Origin of the sequence: Sulfitobacter sp. 1A13679 (assembly GCF_043557115.1) — a bacterium.
GTDB classification, from domain to species: domain Bacteria; phylum Pseudomonadota; class Alphaproteobacteria; order Rhodobacterales; family Rhodobacteraceae; genus Sulfitobacter; species Sulfitobacter faviae.
Window position 1 is genome coordinate 242,982 of record NZ_JBIFFO010000001.1, and the last position, 15,725, is coordinate 258,706.

13 protein-coding genes are annotated in these 15,725 nt (G+C 60.3%); 8 read left to right on the forward strand and 5 right to left on the reverse strand.

Features of this window, described 5'->3' with window-relative positions; all coding sequences use genetic code 11:
• Positions 1 to 56: 56 nt before the first annotated feature.
• The 3 genes from ACGYLA_RS01290 (at position 57) to ACGYLA_RS01300 (ending at position 5,447) form a co-directional block, all read left to right on the forward strand.
• Positions 57 to 3,257 (forward strand): CHASE domain-containing protein, encoded by a 3,201-nt coding sequence (locus ACGYLA_RS01290; RefSeq protein WP_394429687.1) that lies wholly within the window; start codon positions 57 to 59, stop codon positions 3,255 to 3,257.
• 153 nt (positions 3,258 to 3,410) lie between these two features.
• Positions 3,411 to 5,063, forward strand: coding sequence for an ATP-binding protein (locus ACGYLA_RS01295; RefSeq protein ID WP_394429689.1), 1,653 nt, complete (start codon positions 3,411 to 3,413; stop codon positions 5,061 to 5,063).
• Positions 5,064 to 5,075: 12 nt separating this feature from the next.
• Complete coding sequence (locus tag ACGYLA_RS01300; RefSeq protein ID WP_067261066.1) at positions 5,076 to 5,447, forward strand: response regulator; 372 nt, start codon at positions 5,076 to 5,078, stop codon at positions 5,445 to 5,447.
• Positions 5,448 to 5,536: 89 nt separating this feature from the next.
• On the opposite strand, the gene ACGYLA_RS01305 is transcribed toward ACGYLA_RS01300, so the two are convergent.
• The 5 genes from ACGYLA_RS01305 to ACGYLA_RS01325 form a co-directional block, all read right to left on the reverse strand.
• Positions 5,537 to 5,896 carry an Hpt domain-containing protein gene (locus tag ACGYLA_RS01305; protein ID WP_067261064.1) on the reverse strand — a complete coding sequence of 120 codons (360 nt, stop codon included), beginning with the start codon at positions 5,894 to 5,896 and terminating at the stop codon, positions 5,537 to 5,539.
• Positions 5,893 to 6,864 (reverse strand): PleD family two-component system response regulator, encoded by a 972-nt coding sequence (locus tag ACGYLA_RS01310; RefSeq protein WP_168612990.1) that lies wholly within the window; start codon positions 6,862 to 6,864, stop codon positions 5,893 to 5,895. The genes ACGYLA_RS01305 and ACGYLA_RS01310 overlap by 4 nt, the downstream gene beginning before the upstream one ends.
• 288 nt (positions 6,865 to 7,152) lie before the next feature.
• The gene (locus ACGYLA_RS01315; RefSeq protein WP_394429691.1) at positions 7,153 to 8,523 is read right to left on the reverse strand and encodes an aspartate aminotransferase family protein; all 1,371 of its coding nucleotides are present in this window, start codon (positions 8,521 to 8,523) and stop codon (positions 7,153 to 7,155) included.
• Between the two features lie 48 nt (positions 8,524 to 8,571).
• Positions 8,572 to 10,056, reverse strand: a complete 1,485-nt coding sequence (locus tag ACGYLA_RS01320) for an NAD-dependent succinate-semialdehyde dehydrogenase (protein ID WP_394429693.1) — start codon at positions 10,054 to 10,056, stop codon at positions 8,572 to 8,574.
• A gap of 128 nt (positions 10,057 to 10,184) precedes the next feature.
• Positions 10,185 to 10,718, reverse strand: a complete 534-nt coding sequence (locus tag ACGYLA_RS01325) for an Lrp/AsnC family transcriptional regulator (protein ID WP_394429695.1) — start codon at positions 10,716 to 10,718, stop codon at positions 10,185 to 10,187.
• 22 nt (positions 10,719 to 10,740) lie between these two features.
• Here ACGYLA_RS01325 and ACGYLA_RS01330 point away from each other — a divergent pair, with 22 nt between their 5' ends.
• The 5 genes from ACGYLA_RS01330 (at position 10,741) to ACGYLA_RS01350 (ending at position 15,720) form a co-directional block, all read left to right on the forward strand.
• Entirely contained in the window at positions 10,741 to 12,117 is a 1,377-nt protein-coding gene (locus tag ACGYLA_RS01330; RefSeq protein ID WP_394429697.1) for a PLP-dependent aminotransferase family protein, read from the forward strand.
• A gap of 137 nt (positions 12,118 to 12,254) precedes the next feature.
• Positions 12,255 to 13,265 (forward strand): TRAP transporter substrate-binding protein DctP, encoded by a 1,011-nt coding sequence (gene dctP / locus ACGYLA_RS01335; RefSeq protein ID WP_394429699.1) that lies wholly within the window; start codon positions 12,255 to 12,257, stop codon positions 13,263 to 13,265.
• Between the two features lie 73 nt (positions 13,266 to 13,338).
• Positions 13,339 to 13,977 (forward strand): TRAP transporter small permease, encoded by a 639-nt coding sequence (locus ACGYLA_RS01340; protein ID WP_271692590.1) that lies wholly within the window; start codon positions 13,339 to 13,341, stop codon positions 13,975 to 13,977.
• Between the two features lie 3 nt (positions 13,978 to 13,980).
• On the forward strand, positions 13,981 to 15,267 hold the full coding sequence (locus ACGYLA_RS01345) for a TRAP transporter large permease (protein ID WP_067262546.1): 1,287 nt from the start codon (positions 13,981 to 13,983) through the stop codon (positions 15,265 to 15,267).
• 12 nt (positions 15,268 to 15,279) lie between these two features.
• Complete coding sequence (locus tag ACGYLA_RS01350) at positions 15,280 to 15,720, forward strand: universal stress protein (RefSeq protein ID WP_067262549.1); 441 nt, start codon at positions 15,280 to 15,282, stop codon at positions 15,718 to 15,720.
• Positions 15,721 to 15,725 lie beyond the last annotated feature (5 nt).

The window sequence follows — 15,725 nt, forward strand, 5'->3', positions numbered from 1 at the left end:
CATTTCGGGGAAAGATTTTGCCGCCATTTGGTGGCCAGAAACAAAGGCTTGAACTGGTGCGGCGACCCGAATTCATACTCTTTCTCGGATGTCTCGCCATCACCTTTGGGGTGTTCCTCTACAGCAGTCGCAGCAATGATGCCGCCGCCGACCGGGCCTTTGATCGCATCGCCGAGGAAAGCCTGAAAAGCCTTGATGCGCGGATGCATACCTATTTGCAAAGCCTCAATGGCATCGCCGCCTTCATGAACGCCTCTGACGAGGTGACGGCCAGCGATTTCGCGCATTATGTCGATACGCTGGAGATCGACAGCTTCCTGCCCGGCATCAACGGCATCGGCTTTGTTGCCCCCGTCGCCCGAAGCACCGAAGAGGCGTTCATCGAAAAGGTCACCGCCCTCGGGATCGAGGATTTCCGGATTCACCCCGACACCGGCAATGCCGAGAAGATGGTGATCCAGTATATCTACCCCCAAGGGCCGAATGCAGAGGCCGTGGGCCTTGATATCAGCTTTAACGAAGACCGCCGCCGCGCCGCCCTGCGCGCCCGTGAGACGCGAGAGCCGAAGCTCACCCCGCGCATCCTGCTGGTGCAGGACAAGACGCGCCAGCCCGGCTTCCTGCTGCTGCGCCCGGTCTTTGCCGCCGACAACAGCCCGGCGCAGGAGACCGCCGGTTTCATCGGTTGGGTCTATGCGCCCTTTGTCGGGGCCAACCTGCTGTCCGGGCTGACCCCAACTCAGGGAGAGTCCTATGACATTCAAGTCTACGATGGGCTGACCACGGCCCCCGAAAACCGGATTTTTGACAGCACGCCCGAAGGCATCGCCACCGGCCACCACAGCATCACCCAGACCATCGAACGCTTTGGCCGCCCCTGGACCGTTGTTCATGTCAGCACCGCCAGCTTTGACCGCGCCACCCATAGCGCGGTGCCGGAAATCCTGCTGGTCTCTGGCATCCTTCTGGCGATCCTGTTCTTCGTGGCCTTCCGCAGCCTGCGCCAGCGCAGCGCCGCGCTGAGCGAGCTTGCCGTGCTGCGCGAACGCCAGATCGACGCTCATGAAGAAGAAAACCGCGCCGTTATCGAAAACGCGGTGACGCCCATCTTCTTGCTCGACAGCAATGACCGGGTGCTCTTCGCCAACCAAGCGGCGCTGGTCTGCTTTGGCTATGGGCATGAGGCGCTCAAGGGGATGGAGTTTGGCGAACTCGTCACCGATCTGGTTGAGGATCACGACCACGAACAGGTCAACGCGGCGGGCAAGACCTGCTTTGGCCAAGACCTCAAGCTTAATCTGCAACGCAACAATTGGACCACTCACACCGGCGAACGGCGGGTGACCGCAATCGTGCGTGACCTGACCTCGGAACTGGCGGTGCAGGATGAGCTGGCGCGGAACAAGGCGCTCTATGACCTCGCCCTCGAAGGCGCGCAGATCGGGGTTTTCGACATCGACCTGCGCACCGGCAAATCCGAGGTGTCCGACACATGGCGGCGCATTCTGGGAATGGCGGATTTCGAGCGGCTGCCCGACCCGCAGGGGGAATTCCTCAAACGTGTCCACCCCGATGACCTGCCTCTGCTGACCCAGACTGATCAGGCCTGCATTTCGGGGCAGCAACAACGTTCCGTCACCGAATACCGGCTGAAGATCGGCACCGGTGAGTGGCGCTGGATGCGCTCTGACGCGGTGGTGACCGAACGCGATGAGAATGGCACCGCTCTGCGGATGGTCGGCACCCAGACCGATGTGACCGACATCGTCCACGCCCGCAACGCCCTTGAAACCAGCGAGCGGCGGTTTCGCCAAGTGCTGGCCGCGGCCCCGGTGGGCATGGCGATCTTGGGCGAAGGCGGCGTGTTCAACAGCGTCAACAGCGCGCTTTGCACCCTTTGCGGCTATAGCGAAGAAGAGCTTTTGTCGAACACCAAACTGGGCGATCTGATGCCCGAGGGCGATCTGCAAAAGCTCTACGGTGAGGTGCGCGGGCTGGTCGATTCCCGCAGTTCGCAAAACTATCAGGCCGAATACCGCATCACCCACAAGCTGGGCTATGAACGCTGGGGCCTGTTCAACGTCTCTTGGACCTATGACAAGAACGCCCGCGGCTATGTCTTTATCGTGCAGATCAACGACATCACCGACCAAAAGAAGCTGGAACATATCAAGAGCGAGTTCGTCTCGACCGTCAGCCATGAGCTGCGCACGCCGCTGACCTCGATCAAAGGCGCTTTGGGGCTGATCGACACCACGGACAACAGCCGCTTCCTCCCCGCGCATATCCGGCTGATCGACATCGCCCGCAGCAATGCCGACCGCCTGTCGCATATCGTGAACGACATTCTCGACCTTGAGAAGATTTCATCGGGCGAAGTGCAGTTCGACTTCCACGATGTCGATCTGAACAAGGTGATCACCGACTCGGTCAACGAAATGTCGCCCTTTGCGATCACCCATAACAACACCCTGGGCCTGCAACTGCCCGACAAGCCGCTGACAGTTCGGGTGGATGAAAGCCGCACCCGGCAGGTGCTGGCCAATCTGATCTCGAACGCCTGCAAATACTCCGATGCCGAGAGTGAGGTGCAAATCCGCGCCGAGCGGCTGGGGGACCGGGCCATCGTCTTTATCCAGAACACCGGCCCCGGCGTACCGGAAAACTTCCGCCCGCGCATCTTTCAGGCTTTCTCGCAGGCTGATGGCTCCGACACCCGAGCCAAGGGCGGCACCGGGCTGGGGCTCAACATCACGCGGCAGATCATCAAGCGCCAAGGCGGCACCATCGGATTTGAAAGCATCCCCAACGGCGTCACCGTCTTTTGGTTCACCTGCCCCATCGCCGAGGCGCAGACCGCGCAAACGCCCGCCAGCCCCGACGTGGAAGCAGAGGAGCGGGACACCAAGCTGCGCGTGCTGCATATCGAAGACGACATCGACTTTGCCGAAGTGATCCGCACCGGGTTGGACAGCGTGGCGGAGGTGACTAATGTCACCAACCTTGCCCAAGCGCGGAAGTTGATCGGCCAGGATGAACTCGACGTCGTGATCCTTGATTGGTCCCTGCCCGACGGCGATGCACGCTCTTTGTTGGAAGATATCACCCGCCTGCATCCCGCGGCCAAGATCATCAGCCTTTCCGCGGACAACAACCGCGAACCCGACCCCCGCGTGGGGATCAACCTTGTCAAATCACGGAGCGGGATCAGCTCGGTGGTCAACTCAATTACGGGGACAACCGCCCGCGCCTCTTAACCGGCGCATTATAAACCGTGGCATTTCAGCGGAGTGACGCTAAAGTGCGACATGCCATATTATTGCCAATATGCTCTGGCATTTTGATTAAATTACAATGCACAAGTCATGCTATAGTTTTAAGCATGTCCGCTTCGGGGCGAGGAATTCCAAGTGTCGTCAAAGCCATTTACCAAGCGTACCGCCGCCACATTTTTTCTGGGCACTGCCATTTCCGGCAGCTGGTACACCGCAACATCCGCAATTTTCGCGGGCCAAATGGGGGAGGTTATCCCCGTCGTCGGTGCGATCATTCTGGCGGGTCTCACGCCCTTTGCCGCGACCGCATTGCAAGCAAACCCGCAGTCTCCTGCCGATAATTCAGATATGGAACAAAGGCTTAAGGCGTTCGACAGCCATGCCATTGTGAATATCGTTGATACGGGCGGGATGCTGGAACAGGTCAACGACCGTTTCATCGAACTGACAGGCTACACCCGCGATCAATTGATCGGCCAGCCTGTGTCGATGCTTTACCAAGAAGAGTTTCGCGAACTTGCCGAAGAGATCCGTGCCACCCTGATGGCTGGCAAGACGTGGCAGGGCGAAACCCCGCTGCGCTGCGCCGATGGTCGGGTGATCCAGACGCAGTGCACCGTGATGCCACTTTTCGACAAAAAGGGCGCCTGGGCCGGGTCGATCTCGGCCCGCACCGATGTGACCCATGCCAACGAACTTTTGGCCGAACGCGACACGGCGGAAACGCTCTATGAGTTGCGCGATGACATCTGGATCGTCGACGCCGAGACAGAGCGGTTCAGCTATATGAACCGCGTCGCCATGAGCCGCACTGGCTGGAGCAAGGACAGCTACCGCACGCAAACGCTCGAAACCCTGACCGAGGAAAGCGACAACCCGGCCCTGCTGGACGCCTGCCGCGCGCTGAAAAAGTCGGGCAAAGCGATGACGCAGTTCGACACGCAACTGTTTGGCAACCATTTCCAAGTTACGATCAAGCTGCTGCCCACCGGCGGGGCGGCGGGACGGTTCCTGATCATGCTGCATGACATTTCGGATATCATCAACGAAGAGCGGATGAAGTCGGAGTTCATCTCGATGGTCAGTCACGAACTACGTTCGCCCCTGACCTCGATCAAGGGCTCCATGGGGCTGCTCTTGTCGCGGGCGGCGGGCGAATTGCCCAGCAAGGCGCGTGCCCTGCTGGAGATCTCCCACCGCAACGCCGACCGGCTTGTGCTGATCATCAACGACATCCTCGATCTTGAGAAAATCGCCAACGGGCGGTTAGAATTCAATCTTGAAGAAGTCGACATCGCGGAACTTCTGCACGAAACCAGCGCCGCCAATGCCTCACTCGAACAGCGCCATGGCGTGCGCATTCAAGTCGAAGGGACGGAGGACTTGAACAAGGTCACCACGGACCCGAACCGGGTCATTCAGGTGCTGACGAACTTCCTGTCGAACGCGGCCAAATTCTCCAAACCTGGGGAGCGTGTGACCATCCGCGCCGAAGAGAATGACGACGAATTGCGCATCTCCGTGGCCGACCGTGGCCCCGGCATTCCGGCTTCCGAGCAGCACAAGGTGTTCCAGCGGTTTGCCGATCTGTCCAATTCCAACCGGGCCGACAAAGGCGGCACCGGGCTGGGCCTTAGCGTTTGCAAAGCCATCGTCGAGAATCTCGGCGGTAAAATAGGTTTTGACAGCCGTGAGGGATTTGGTACGACATTTTACTTTACCCTGCCGAAGAAAAATTCTCAGGTAGCGGCAGAGGAACCGGCCGCGTTGCTGCGCGAAGCCTCCTAGAGAGAGTATGGAATGATCAAACTGCTGCACGTCGAGGATGACGCCGATATTCGTGAAATCGCGCTGATGGCGCTTGAACTGAGCGGCGATTTTGATGTCGTCCAATGCGAGACCGGGGAAGCGGCGCTGAATCAGGTTCAGTCCTACACGCCCGATGTGATCCTGCTCGATATGATGATGCCCGGCATGACCGGTCGCCAGACGCTTGAGAAGATGCGCGAGATGGAGAGCCTGCGCGACGTGCCCGCGATCTTCATGACCGCCCGCGCCCAGCATAATGAGATCGAAGAGCTTCGTGATCTGGGGGCGGCTGACGTGATCAGCAAACCCTTCGATCCGATCTCGCTGGCGGATCAGGTCAAGGCGGCGATGCAAGCAGGCTAAGCCGACTTGCCTTTGGCCTGCCCTTGCGGGCGGGTTTGCGATGAATTGTCAGTAAGTTTTGGACCGGCTCAATACCGGGCGCCGCGCCCTTAGGCGTGGGCGTCGATTTCCTGCCGGCAATGGGCGACGAACCCATCCAGTTCCGAGATGATCTCGATCGGGCAATCCGCGTGATTGGCGCGCGGGCCGGCCAGATGCTCGACAATCTGCGTTTCGCATTTGCGTGCCAGACGGCCCAGCTCTTCGAAGCCGAGCGACCCGGCGCTGCCCGCGATCTGGTGCAGAATGGCCTGCGCGCTGGCCAGATTGCTTTTGATTTCGTCTACGGTGGTCCCGTCCCAGGCGGCCAACCCATGGGTTGCGATCAGCGTCTGACGCTCGTCCAGCATTTCGACAAAGCGCTGCCTGATGCGCTCTATGCCGGGAAGTTCCGCTAACATTTTAGTCATGCTTGTTGATCATTCTGCCAAAAATCATTGAGCGATCTCGTATGCGCCTCACTGGCGGCTTCTGCACTTGCATGGGCCTGCGCCAGCGCATCCATGACGGAATTGCCACTTTTCCAGATCAGCCGCACGGCCTCTCCCGCGCTGACACGCGGGTGAACACGCTCGCCATTATTGTCGAACAATTCGGTTTGAGACAACTCAAAGTTAACCGCATCCATCAAACCGCCCATATTCGGGCGCCAGCCGCTCTCTGTAACGCATACGAAAGTGCCATTGCCCGCGTAGGACATCAGCACCTGATGATCGACGAGCGTATCGGACAGGATTTCGGCCACATCGGAGACAAGGCTATAGAACTCGAAAGAGGTCATCGTCGCGTGGAAGGCATCGACCTCGCGGATGGTGAAGGCAAAGGCGGTGGAGCCAAAAAGTGCGCTGCGCGACAGTTGGGCGACGTAGTTCTCCATCGCGGTATAGTCGATCACATTGTCCACGTCATAGATCGGGACCGGCTCGAACAGCTCCATATGCGTCGCCTGATCGGCGATAGTCTTGGCGGCAAAGATCTTTTTGGTCCGCTGCTGACGCTCTTTCACCATGCCTTCGACCAGCCCGATGCGGGCCTTGAGTTCGGCAATCTCGAAAGGCTTGGTCACATAGTCGGTCGCGCCGGCGGCAAAGGCTGCGTCGATATAGCGTTTGTCGGACATCGCGGTGAGCATCAAGATCGGCGTATCGGCATGGCGCGCCGAATTGCGGATGTGCTGCGCCAGTTCGATCCCATCCATGCCCGGCATCTGAATATCAAGCATGAAGCAATCAATCGGCCCGAGATTGGGATCACCCAACATATCAACCGCATGCAGAGCCGATGGGGCGGTCGTTAGGTCATGCGCGCCGATGATCTCTACAAATTGCCCAAGCAATTCGAGGATAATCGGATCGTCATCCACCGCCAGAATTCTCATTACATCTCTCCACAGATAAAAATCTTTGGCCCCAAACTGGACGGACCGCTGCTTTCTTCTAATTTCTCTGGGAACTGTGGCCTAATTTTGGCGAATTCTTAGTAAATAGGCGACAAACCGGGGCACTGTTTCCATATCGGGGGAATTTGGCCCGATGAACGGCCCTGTTTACCGTTTTTTCATTTCTGATCGGTCTAGCTGCGGCACCTCTCTCGGGGTGTGATTCCCTCCAATGCAAACGGCCCGACGTTTCCGCCGGGCCGCTCAAGTGTCTCGTAGCTTTAAGCCTTAGCCCAAGGTCGCCTTGATCGCGTCGGCGGTGACCCCCACGACCTTATCCGCTTCTTCGCGGGTCAGGCAGAAGGGCGGCGCAAAACCAATGATGTCGCCTTGGGGCATGGCGCGGGCGATGACGCCGGCCTTGACCATATCGCCGACGATGGTCGGCACCACTTTGCGCGCCGGATCGAAGGGCGTGCGCCCATCGCGGTCTTCGACCAGCTCCACGGCGCAGAGCATGCCTTCGCCCCGGATATCACCCACCTTGGGGTGATCGCCCAATGCGGCTTTCATCTGCGCATTCAGATAGCCGCCCACGTCCGAGGCATTCTCGATCAGCTTCAGATCGTCGATCAGCTTGAGGTTCGCGATCCCCGCAGCCGCGCCGATGGGGTGGGCCGAATAGGTCCAGCCGTGGCCGATTGGGCCGTTTTCATCGGTGCCCTGCTCCAGCACCTTCCACATCTTGTCGCCCACGATGGAGCCCGACAGCGGCGCATAGGCCGAGGTCAGCCCCTTGGCGATGGTGATCAGGTCAGGCTTCATCCCGTAGTGATCCGAGCCGAACATTGAGCCCAGACGGCCAAAGCCGGTGACGACCTCATCCGCGACCAGCAGGATGTCATGCTTGTTCAGCACCTCTTGCACGGCGACCCAATAGCCCTCGGGCGGGGGCACGATGCCCCCGGTACCCAGAACCGGCTCCCCGATGAAGGCGGCGATGGTGTCGGCCCCTTCGCGTTCGATCAGCGCTTCCAACTCGCCCACCAGATGGGCGGTGAACTCCGCCTCGCTCATGTTGGCGTCGGGGCGGCGGTAGTAATAGGGCGCGTCAGTGTGGACCACCTGCGCCAGCGGCAGGTCGAATTTCTTGTGGAACAGCTCCAACCCGGTGAGCGAGCCGGTCACCAGCCCCGAGCCGTGATAGCCACGCCAGCGCGAGATGATCTTTTTCTTCTCGGGGCGGCCAAGGATGTTGTTGTAATACCAGATCAGCTTGACGTTCGTCTCATTCGCGTCCGAGCCACCAAGGCCGAAATAAACCTTGCTCATGCCTTCGGGCGCGCGGTCGAGGATCATCTTGGACAGGGTGATGCTCGCCTCAGTGCCATGGCCAACGTAGGAGTGATAATACGCCAGTTCATGCGCCTGCTCGGCAATCGCCTCGGCAATCTCGGTGCGTCCATAGCCGACGTTCACGCAGTAGAGGCCCGCGAAAGCGTCGAGCAATTCGTTGCCGTCGCGGTCAGTGATATGGCTGCCCTTGGCGGTCTTGATCACACGGGTCGGGCTTTCGCCGCGCGCGTGCTGCGCCAGATGGGTGGAGGGGTGAAAGAAATTTTCACGGTCCCATTGTTCAAGCATATCGTTCTTCAGCATTGGTCTTTCCTTTCTTCCGGCGCGGCTTTGCGCCGTATCTTTTAAATCTTAGGCCCAGTCACGGCAGACGTATTTGACTTCCGTAAAGGCTTCGAGCCCCAGCCGCGATCCCTCGCGCCCGATCCCCGATTGTTTCGTGCCGCCAAAGGGGATCGGCGCGCCGGTCACCTTGGTACGGTTCACCGCCACCATGCCAAAACACAGCGCCCGGCTGGCACGGTAGATGCGGCGGGGGTCTTGGCTGTGGACATAGGCCACCAAGCCATACTCCGTGTCATTGGCCCGCTGGATCGCCTCATCCTCGCTGTCGAAGGCCGCGATGGCGGCCACGGGGCCAAAGGTTTCCTCGCGCATGATCAGCGCATCGGGCGGTACATCTGCCAGCACCGTCGGCTCAAAGAACAGCGGCCCCGCCGCGTGACGCTTGCCACCACAAAGCAGCCGCGCCCCACGGTCAAGCGCATCTTTGACGTGTTCTTCTTGTTTGGCCACGGCTTTCTCGTTCATCAACGGGCCGATGTCGGGGTCATCCGCCCCGATGCCGACGGTGAGCGCTTCGGTCGCGGCGGTGAACCGCGCGCAGAAGGTGGCATAGCTGTCGCGGGCAATGAAGAAGCGGTTCGCGCCGAGGCAGTCCTGACCGGAGGTGGCGAACTTGGCCTTGATCGCCTCTTCGACGGCCCGGTCCATATCGGCATCGTCAAACATGATGAAAGGCGCATGGCCACCGAGCTCCAGCACCAGACGTTTCACGCTGTCCGATGCCTGACGGTACAGCAGTTTGCCGATCTCGGTGGAGCCGGTGAAAGAGATGGCCCGCACGCGGGTGTCCTCCATCCACGGTTTCACGATCTCGGGCGCCTCGCCGGTGACGACGTTGAACACCCCTTTGGGCAGCCCTGCCTGTTCGCCCAATTCGGCCAGCGCCAGCGCCGAGAAGGGCGTTTCTGCCGAAGGATGCGCCACCACGGTGCAGCCCGCCGCCAGCGCCGCCCCCGCCTTGCGGGTCAGCATGGCAGAGGGGAAGTTCCACGGCGTGATCAGCGCGGCCACGCCCACCGGCTCGCGCCAGATTTCCACCTCGGCATCTGGCAGATGCGAGGTGACGCCTTCGATATTCGGGCGGCGGGCCTCTTCGGAATAGAACTCAAAGAAGGACGCGGCATAGTCGATCTCGCCGCGCGACTCGGAGATGGGTTTGCCCTGTTCGGCGGTCATGATCCGCGCCAGATCCTCGCGGTTCTCCAGCATCAGGTCGCGCCAGCGGCGCAGGATCGCGCCGCGCTCTTGCGGCAGGAGGCCCGACCAATGGGGAAATGCGGCATGGGCGGCATCCACCGCGCCGCGGCTGTCCTCGGCGCTAAGCTTGGCCACCGCCCCCAGCACCGCGCCGCTGGCCGGATCGGTCACCTTGAAATCATCGCTCTGCGCCCCCGCGACCCATGCGCCATCGACATAGGCAAAGTGGCGAGCCAATGCGCCCCGCGTCAGCGCGGGCAGACCATCGGCGGGGGTTGGGATCATCTTGGTCATCGGGCACCTCCTTGGGATGAATTGCCCCGAAGGTAAGGCAGGATGCGGCGCGGGTTTGACCGAATATCAGCCGATCGGCAGGAGGTTTTGCGGCGCAGCCCCCGGCCCGCCGCAAAAACTACGGCGACTCAGCTTTCGCCCTCAGGCAGCAGCAGCGCCAGCGGCAGCGGTGCCGATTTAACCGATTTGGTGACGACATAGGTAAAGTAGCGGCTCAGCCCGGCCTGCTGAGCCAACAGCGCGTCCATCAGACGTTGGTAACTGTCGATGTCGCGGGTGACGACCTGTAGCAGATAGTCAAAGCCGCCGCCCAAGGCCCAGCACTGCACGATCTCATCATGCTGCGCGATCACGGCCTCGAACCGCTGAAACGCCTCGGCCCGGTGGTTGCCCAATTCGGCCTGCACAAAGACGGTGACATGCGGGGCGATGCGGCGCAGGGCGACATGAGCCTGATAGCCGGTGATGATGCCTGCAGCCTCCAGCCGTGACAGCCGTTCGCCGCAGGCGGTGGCGCTCAGGTTGACCTTGTCGGCAAGCGCGGATTTGGCGATGCGCCCCTCGCGAGAGAGGATCGACAGCACCGCGATATCGCGCTTATCGAGTTTGACAAAGCTCATATCCGCTTCATGCGAGCGCATGCCGGACTTGTCAATTGTCATGATTGTGGTGATCATCCAGATCATGACAAAATGGCGCCCAGACCCCGGATCCCTGACCCGCCCTGCCTATCGTTCACTCGTTCAGGCGATTGAAACGGCGATACAGAACGGCGTGCTTAAACCCGGAGACCGCCTGCCGACGCAGCGCCAGATGGCCTTTGACCTGTCGCTGAGCGTGCAGACCGTCAGCCGCGCCTATGACAAGCTGGTTGAGGCGGGCAAAATCGTCGGTGAGGTGGGGCGCGGCACTTTCGTGCGCGCGGCGAGCGATGAGATCTCCATGCCCTTCGTCAGCCGCAAGGCCGCCGGGCGGCTGTTGGATATGTCGATCCTGAAACCTGTGCTGGATCACGCCCATGAAGAGGCGATGCAAAAGACACTCCGCGCCATGGCCCGCTCCCTGCCCCGCGCGATGATGGGCGGGTTTCGCCAAGACCTCCGCGCCGGGGACAGCAGCAGCGCAGTGCGGCGCTGGCTCTCGCTCTGCGGGCTGGATCTGGAGGGGATGGCGGTGATCCCCACCAATGGCAGCACCAGCGCGATGACCGTGGCGATGATGACGGCGGCCCAACCGGGCGATCTGATCGTCAGCGAAGACATCGGCCACCACACCCTGCGCCCCCTCGCCCGTTTTTTGGGCATCCGCCTGCAAGGGGTGACCGTCGACGCGGGCGGCATCTGCCCAGAAGTGCTGGAACGGATCTGCGCGAAAGAGCCGGTGAAGGCCGTCTATCTGATCCCCAATGGCGCCAATCCGCTGGCCTTTACCATGACGGAAAGCCGCCGCGCCGCGGTGATCGAGGTGGCACGACGCCATGACCTGCTGATCATCGAAAACCAGTCATGGGGGCCGTTGCAAGACGCGCCGCCGCCACCGATGGCGGCCATGGCCCCGGAACGGGTGCTCTATTTCACCAGCCTCACGAAATGCCTGCTGCCGGGGCTGCGGGTCGGCTATCTGGTGGTGCCGGATCACCTTGGAGCCTCCGCGGCCAACCGGCATATGGTGACCAGTTGGATGGCCACCAATATGATGACCGAGATCGCCGGCCGCTGGATCGAAGAAGGCACCGCCGAAACCCTGCTCAACCGTCAGCAATTGGCCCTGCGCGACCGCGCCGATTTCGCCGCCAATGTGTTTCGCGGCCTCGACATGCGGACCAGTTCGAACGGGCTGCACCTTTGGCTGCCCTGTCATGATATTTACGAAGAGGCCGAACTGGTCAAATCCATCCGCGAAAGCGGGGTCGCCGTGGCCAATGGGGCCAGTTTCGCCATCGGACCACCAGACCGCCACCCGGGGCTTCGCGTCTCGATCGGGGGGCAATCCTTTCCCGAATTCGCCCGGGGGATTCGCATGATCGATGCAAGATTACGCAACAGGGGTAGGGCGGAATGACTGTGAGAGCGCCTCAAATTGTCATGGATCAATATTCACATTGACATGATTGGGATCGGTTTAAATGATCTAGCAGTCAGGACATTAGTTTCGCTGCGGCCTTTGTGCTGCGCGGGCAATAAATGAAAGGGAGACAGATGGCTAATTTCAAGACCGTTATCACCGGGGGTATCCTCGCAGCCGTGACAAGCGTCGCAGGCGCGGCCTCCGCCGACACATGGCGCTATGCATTTGAAGAGGCACTGGACGAGGTGCAGGGCAAATACGCCCAGAAATTCAAGGAAGAAGTCGAAGCGAACTCCGACCACGAAGTGCAGCTTTTCCCCTATGGCACCTTGGGTGAATCCGTTGACACGATGGAACAGGCGCAGGCCGGTATCCTTCAGTTCGTGGACCAATCCCCCGGCTTCACCGGCGCGCTGATCCCCGAGGCGCAGGTCTTCTTCGTGCCCTACCTGCTGCCGCAGGACGACGAGGAACTGTTCGAGTTCTTCCGCACCTCCAAGGCCATCAACGAAATGTTCCCCGAGCTTTATGCAGAGCAGGGTCTGGAACTGCTCAAGATGTTCCCCGAGGGTGACGTCTGCATGACCACGCAAGAGCCGGTCAAAACGCCCGAAGACCTCAATGAGGTCAAGTTCCGCGTCATGACCAACCCGCTCTTGGTCGAAAGCTACAAAGCCTTTGGTGCCACGCCGACACCGCTGCCATGGGGCGAAGTCTATGGCGCGATGCAGACCGGCATCATCCAAGGTCAGGAAAACCCCGGCTTCTATCTGGAATCCACCAAGATGTATGAGGTGACCGAGGTCATCACCTGCATCGGCCACAACAACTTCACCACCGCTGTGATGGCCAACAAGGATTTCTATGACGGTCTGTCCGACGCGGACAAAGAGGTGGTTCAGAACGCCTCTGACGCGGCATTCGAATACATTCTCGAATACCAGTCCGGCCTGCAGGAAAAGTCGCTGGATAACATCGCCAAGGCGAAGCCCGACATGCAGATCAACATCCTGTCCGAAGAAGAGCGTCAGCCCTTCAAAGACAAGGCCGCATCGGTCGAAGAAGCCTTCATCGAAATGACAGGCGACAGCGGCAAGGAAATCCTTGAGCAATTCAAGGCAGACCTTGAAGCCGTCAAGTAAACGACTTTCTCACCCTCCGGCATCGCCGGGGGGTGACCTTATTTTGACGCGATCCATTTGAACCATCTACGGGATGACGCCGGTGACGGAAGACAACCACAGTTCGCAACTGCAATCGCAGACAGATACCACCGGCACCGATGACGCCCCAGTGGGCACCTATAAATCCACCCTCCCCGGCCCTCTGGGCACGATCGACAACGCGATCAGCTGGCTTGAGTCCGTAATGCTCGCCGCTGGTGTCTTGTTGATGGCCGCCAATACAATTGCCAATGTGGTGGGCCGCTTCGTCTTTCAAAGCTCGATTTTCTTTTCCGAAGAGCTGAATAGCGTTCTGATCATTCTCATCACCTTTGCGGGCATCTCCTATGCCGCGCGGCATGGGCGGCATATCCGCATGTCAGCGATTTTCGACGCCCTCCCCCCGCGCCCGCGCAAAATGCTGATGATCTTCATCGCCTTTGTCACCGCCGTCTTCATGTTCGGCCTTGCCTGGTACGCGCTGCAATACATCATGACCCAAGCTGGGCGGGGCCGCCTGCTGCCTGCGCTGCAAGTTCCGGTCTGGTGGACACTGGTCTGGGTGCCTTTCGGCTTTTTCATGACCGGGCTGCAATATCTGCTGACCGCGATCAAAAACATCATTGAACCAGATATTTACCTGTCGACCAGCGTTCTAGAAGGCTACGACGACAACGAGCGGGAGGTCTGAGCCATGGCCGTCACCATTTTCTCTGTCATGGTCGTTCTGCTGCTGCTCGGCTTTCCCATGATGATCCCGCTGATCGTGGGGGCTTTCGTCGGTTTCTATTCGCTCTTCGGCGGTTTCGGCCAGCTTGAGACGATGGTGCAGCAGATGATGGCAGGGGTCAGACCCGCCTCACTGATTGCCGTGCCGATGTTTATCTTTGCCGCCGACATCATGACGCGCGGCCAATCCGCCGGGCGGCTGATCGATATGGTGATGTCTTTCGTCGGCCATATGAAGGGCGGTCTCGCGGTCGCCACCGCTGCGGCTTGCACCATGTTCGGCGCGGTCTCGGGCTCCACACAGGCGACGGTCGTCGCCGTTGGCTCCCCGCTGCGGCCCCGGATGCTCAAGGCGGGCTACAAAGACAGTTTCGTGCTGGCGCTGATCGTGAACTCCTCCGACATCGCCTTCCTGATCCCACCCTCCATCGGGATGATCATCTACGGCGTCGTCTCCAACACGTCGATTGCCGAACTTTTCATCGCGGGCATCGGGCCGGGGCTGCTGATCCTCGCGCTCTTCTCGGTCTATTCCGTGATCTACGCCTACCGCCACAACGTCCCCACCGAAGAGAAAGCGACATGGGGCGAGCGTTTCCGCGCGGTGCGTCAAGCGCTCTGGCCCCTGGGCTTCCCGGCGATCATCATCGGCGGCATCTACGGCGGCGTCTTCTCCCCGACCGAGGCGGCGGCGGCCTGCGTGCTCTATGCCATTTTCCTTGAGATGATCGTCTTTCGGGAAATCGACTTTGCCGGCATCTATGAGACCGCGAAATCGACCGGGCTGATTACCGCCGTGGTTTTCATCCTCGTCGCGGCGGGTGCGGCATTCTCTTGGGTGATCTCCTTCGCGCAAATTCCCCAAGCGGTGCTGACCGGCATCGGGATCGACAGCATGGGGCCGATTGGCGTGCTCTTCGTGATCTCGGCGGCCTTCTTCATCGGCTGTATGTTCGTGGACCCCATTGTCGTGATCCTCGTCTTCGTGCCGATCTTCGCCCCGGTGGTGGACTCGGTTGGCCTCGACCCGGTGCTGGTCGGTACGGTCATCACGTTGCAAGTCGCCATCGGCTCGGCCACGCCGCCCTTTGGCTGTGACATCTTCACCGCCATCGCGGTCTTCAAACGGCCCTATATGGAGGTCATCCGCGGCACCCCGCCCTTCATCATCATGCTGCTGAGCGTCTCGGTTGCCCTGATCTTTTTCCCGCAGATCGCCCTGTTCCTGCGCGATCTGGCCTTTGCGAAATAAGAGGAGAGCGTCATGTTCACCCATATCCTCGCCCCCTATGACGGCTCGGTGAATGCCGACCGCGCGCTGATGAAAGCGGCAGAGATGGCCAAGCTGACCGGGGCGAAAGTGACGCTTTTGACGATCTACCGGCATCATTCAATGCTGGAGGCGTCGCTCTCGATGGTGCGGGTGAACGATCCGGGCAATATCGACGACGCCATGCAGGCCCATGCGACCGAGATCATCACCCACGGCAAGCAACTGATGAAAGACGCGGGCGTCGAGAATGTCCGCGCCTTCGTCCGCTCTGGCCGCCCCGCGCGGGCGGTAACGGAATTTGCCAAGAAACATGAGGTTGACCTGATCGTCATCGGCTCGCGCGGCCTTGGGGCCACGGGCGACAGCTATCTCTTGGGCTCGGTTTCTCACAAGGTTACGGGGCTCGCGAAATGCCCCGTGCTTGTCGTCTAGGTCAA

Excerpts from the sequence above, each read along its gene's own strand:
- ACGYLA_RS01300 (WP_067261066.1), top strand. The coding sequence starts at position 5,076 with ATGATCAAACTGCTGCACGTCGAGGATGACGCCGATATTCGTGAAATC.
- ACGYLA_RS01305 (WP_067261064.1), bottom strand. The coding sequence starts at position 5,896 with ATGACTAAAATGTTAGCGGAACTTCCCGGCATAGAGCGCATCAGGCAG.
- ACGYLA_RS01310 (WP_168612990.1), bottom strand. The coding sequence starts at position 6,864 with ATGAGAATTCTGGCGGTGGATGACGATCCGATTATCCTCGAATTGCTT.
- ACGYLA_RS01315 (WP_394429691.1), bottom strand. The coding sequence starts at position 8,523 with ATGCTGAAGAACGATATGCTTGAACAATGGGACCGTGAAAATTTCTTT.
- ACGYLA_RS01320 (WP_394429693.1), bottom strand. The coding sequence starts at position 10,056 with ATGACCAAGATGATCCCAACCCCCGCCGATGGTCTGCCCGCGCTGACG.
- ACGYLA_RS01325 (WP_394429695.1), bottom strand. The coding sequence starts at position 10,718 with ATGACAATTGACAAGTCCGGCATGCGCTCGCATGAAGCGGATATGAGC.
- ACGYLA_RS01330 (WP_394429697.1), top strand. The coding sequence starts at position 10,741 with ATGACAAAATGGCGCCCAGACCCCGGATCCCTGACCCGCCCTGCCTAT.
- dctP (WP_394429699.1), top strand. The coding sequence starts at position 12,255 with ATGGCTAATTTCAAGACCGTTATCACCGGGGGTATCCTCGCAGCCGTG.
- ACGYLA_RS01340 (WP_271692590.1), top strand. The coding sequence starts at position 13,339 with ATGACGCCGGTGACGGAAGACAACCACAGTTCGCAACTGCAATCGCAG.
- ACGYLA_RS01345 (WP_067262546.1), top strand. The coding sequence starts at position 13,981 with ATGGCCGTCACCATTTTCTCTGTCATGGTCGTTCTGCTGCTGCTCGGC.
- ACGYLA_RS01350 (WP_067262549.1), top strand. The coding sequence starts at position 15,280 with ATGTTCACCCATATCCTCGCCCCCTATGACGGCTCGGTGAATGCCGAC.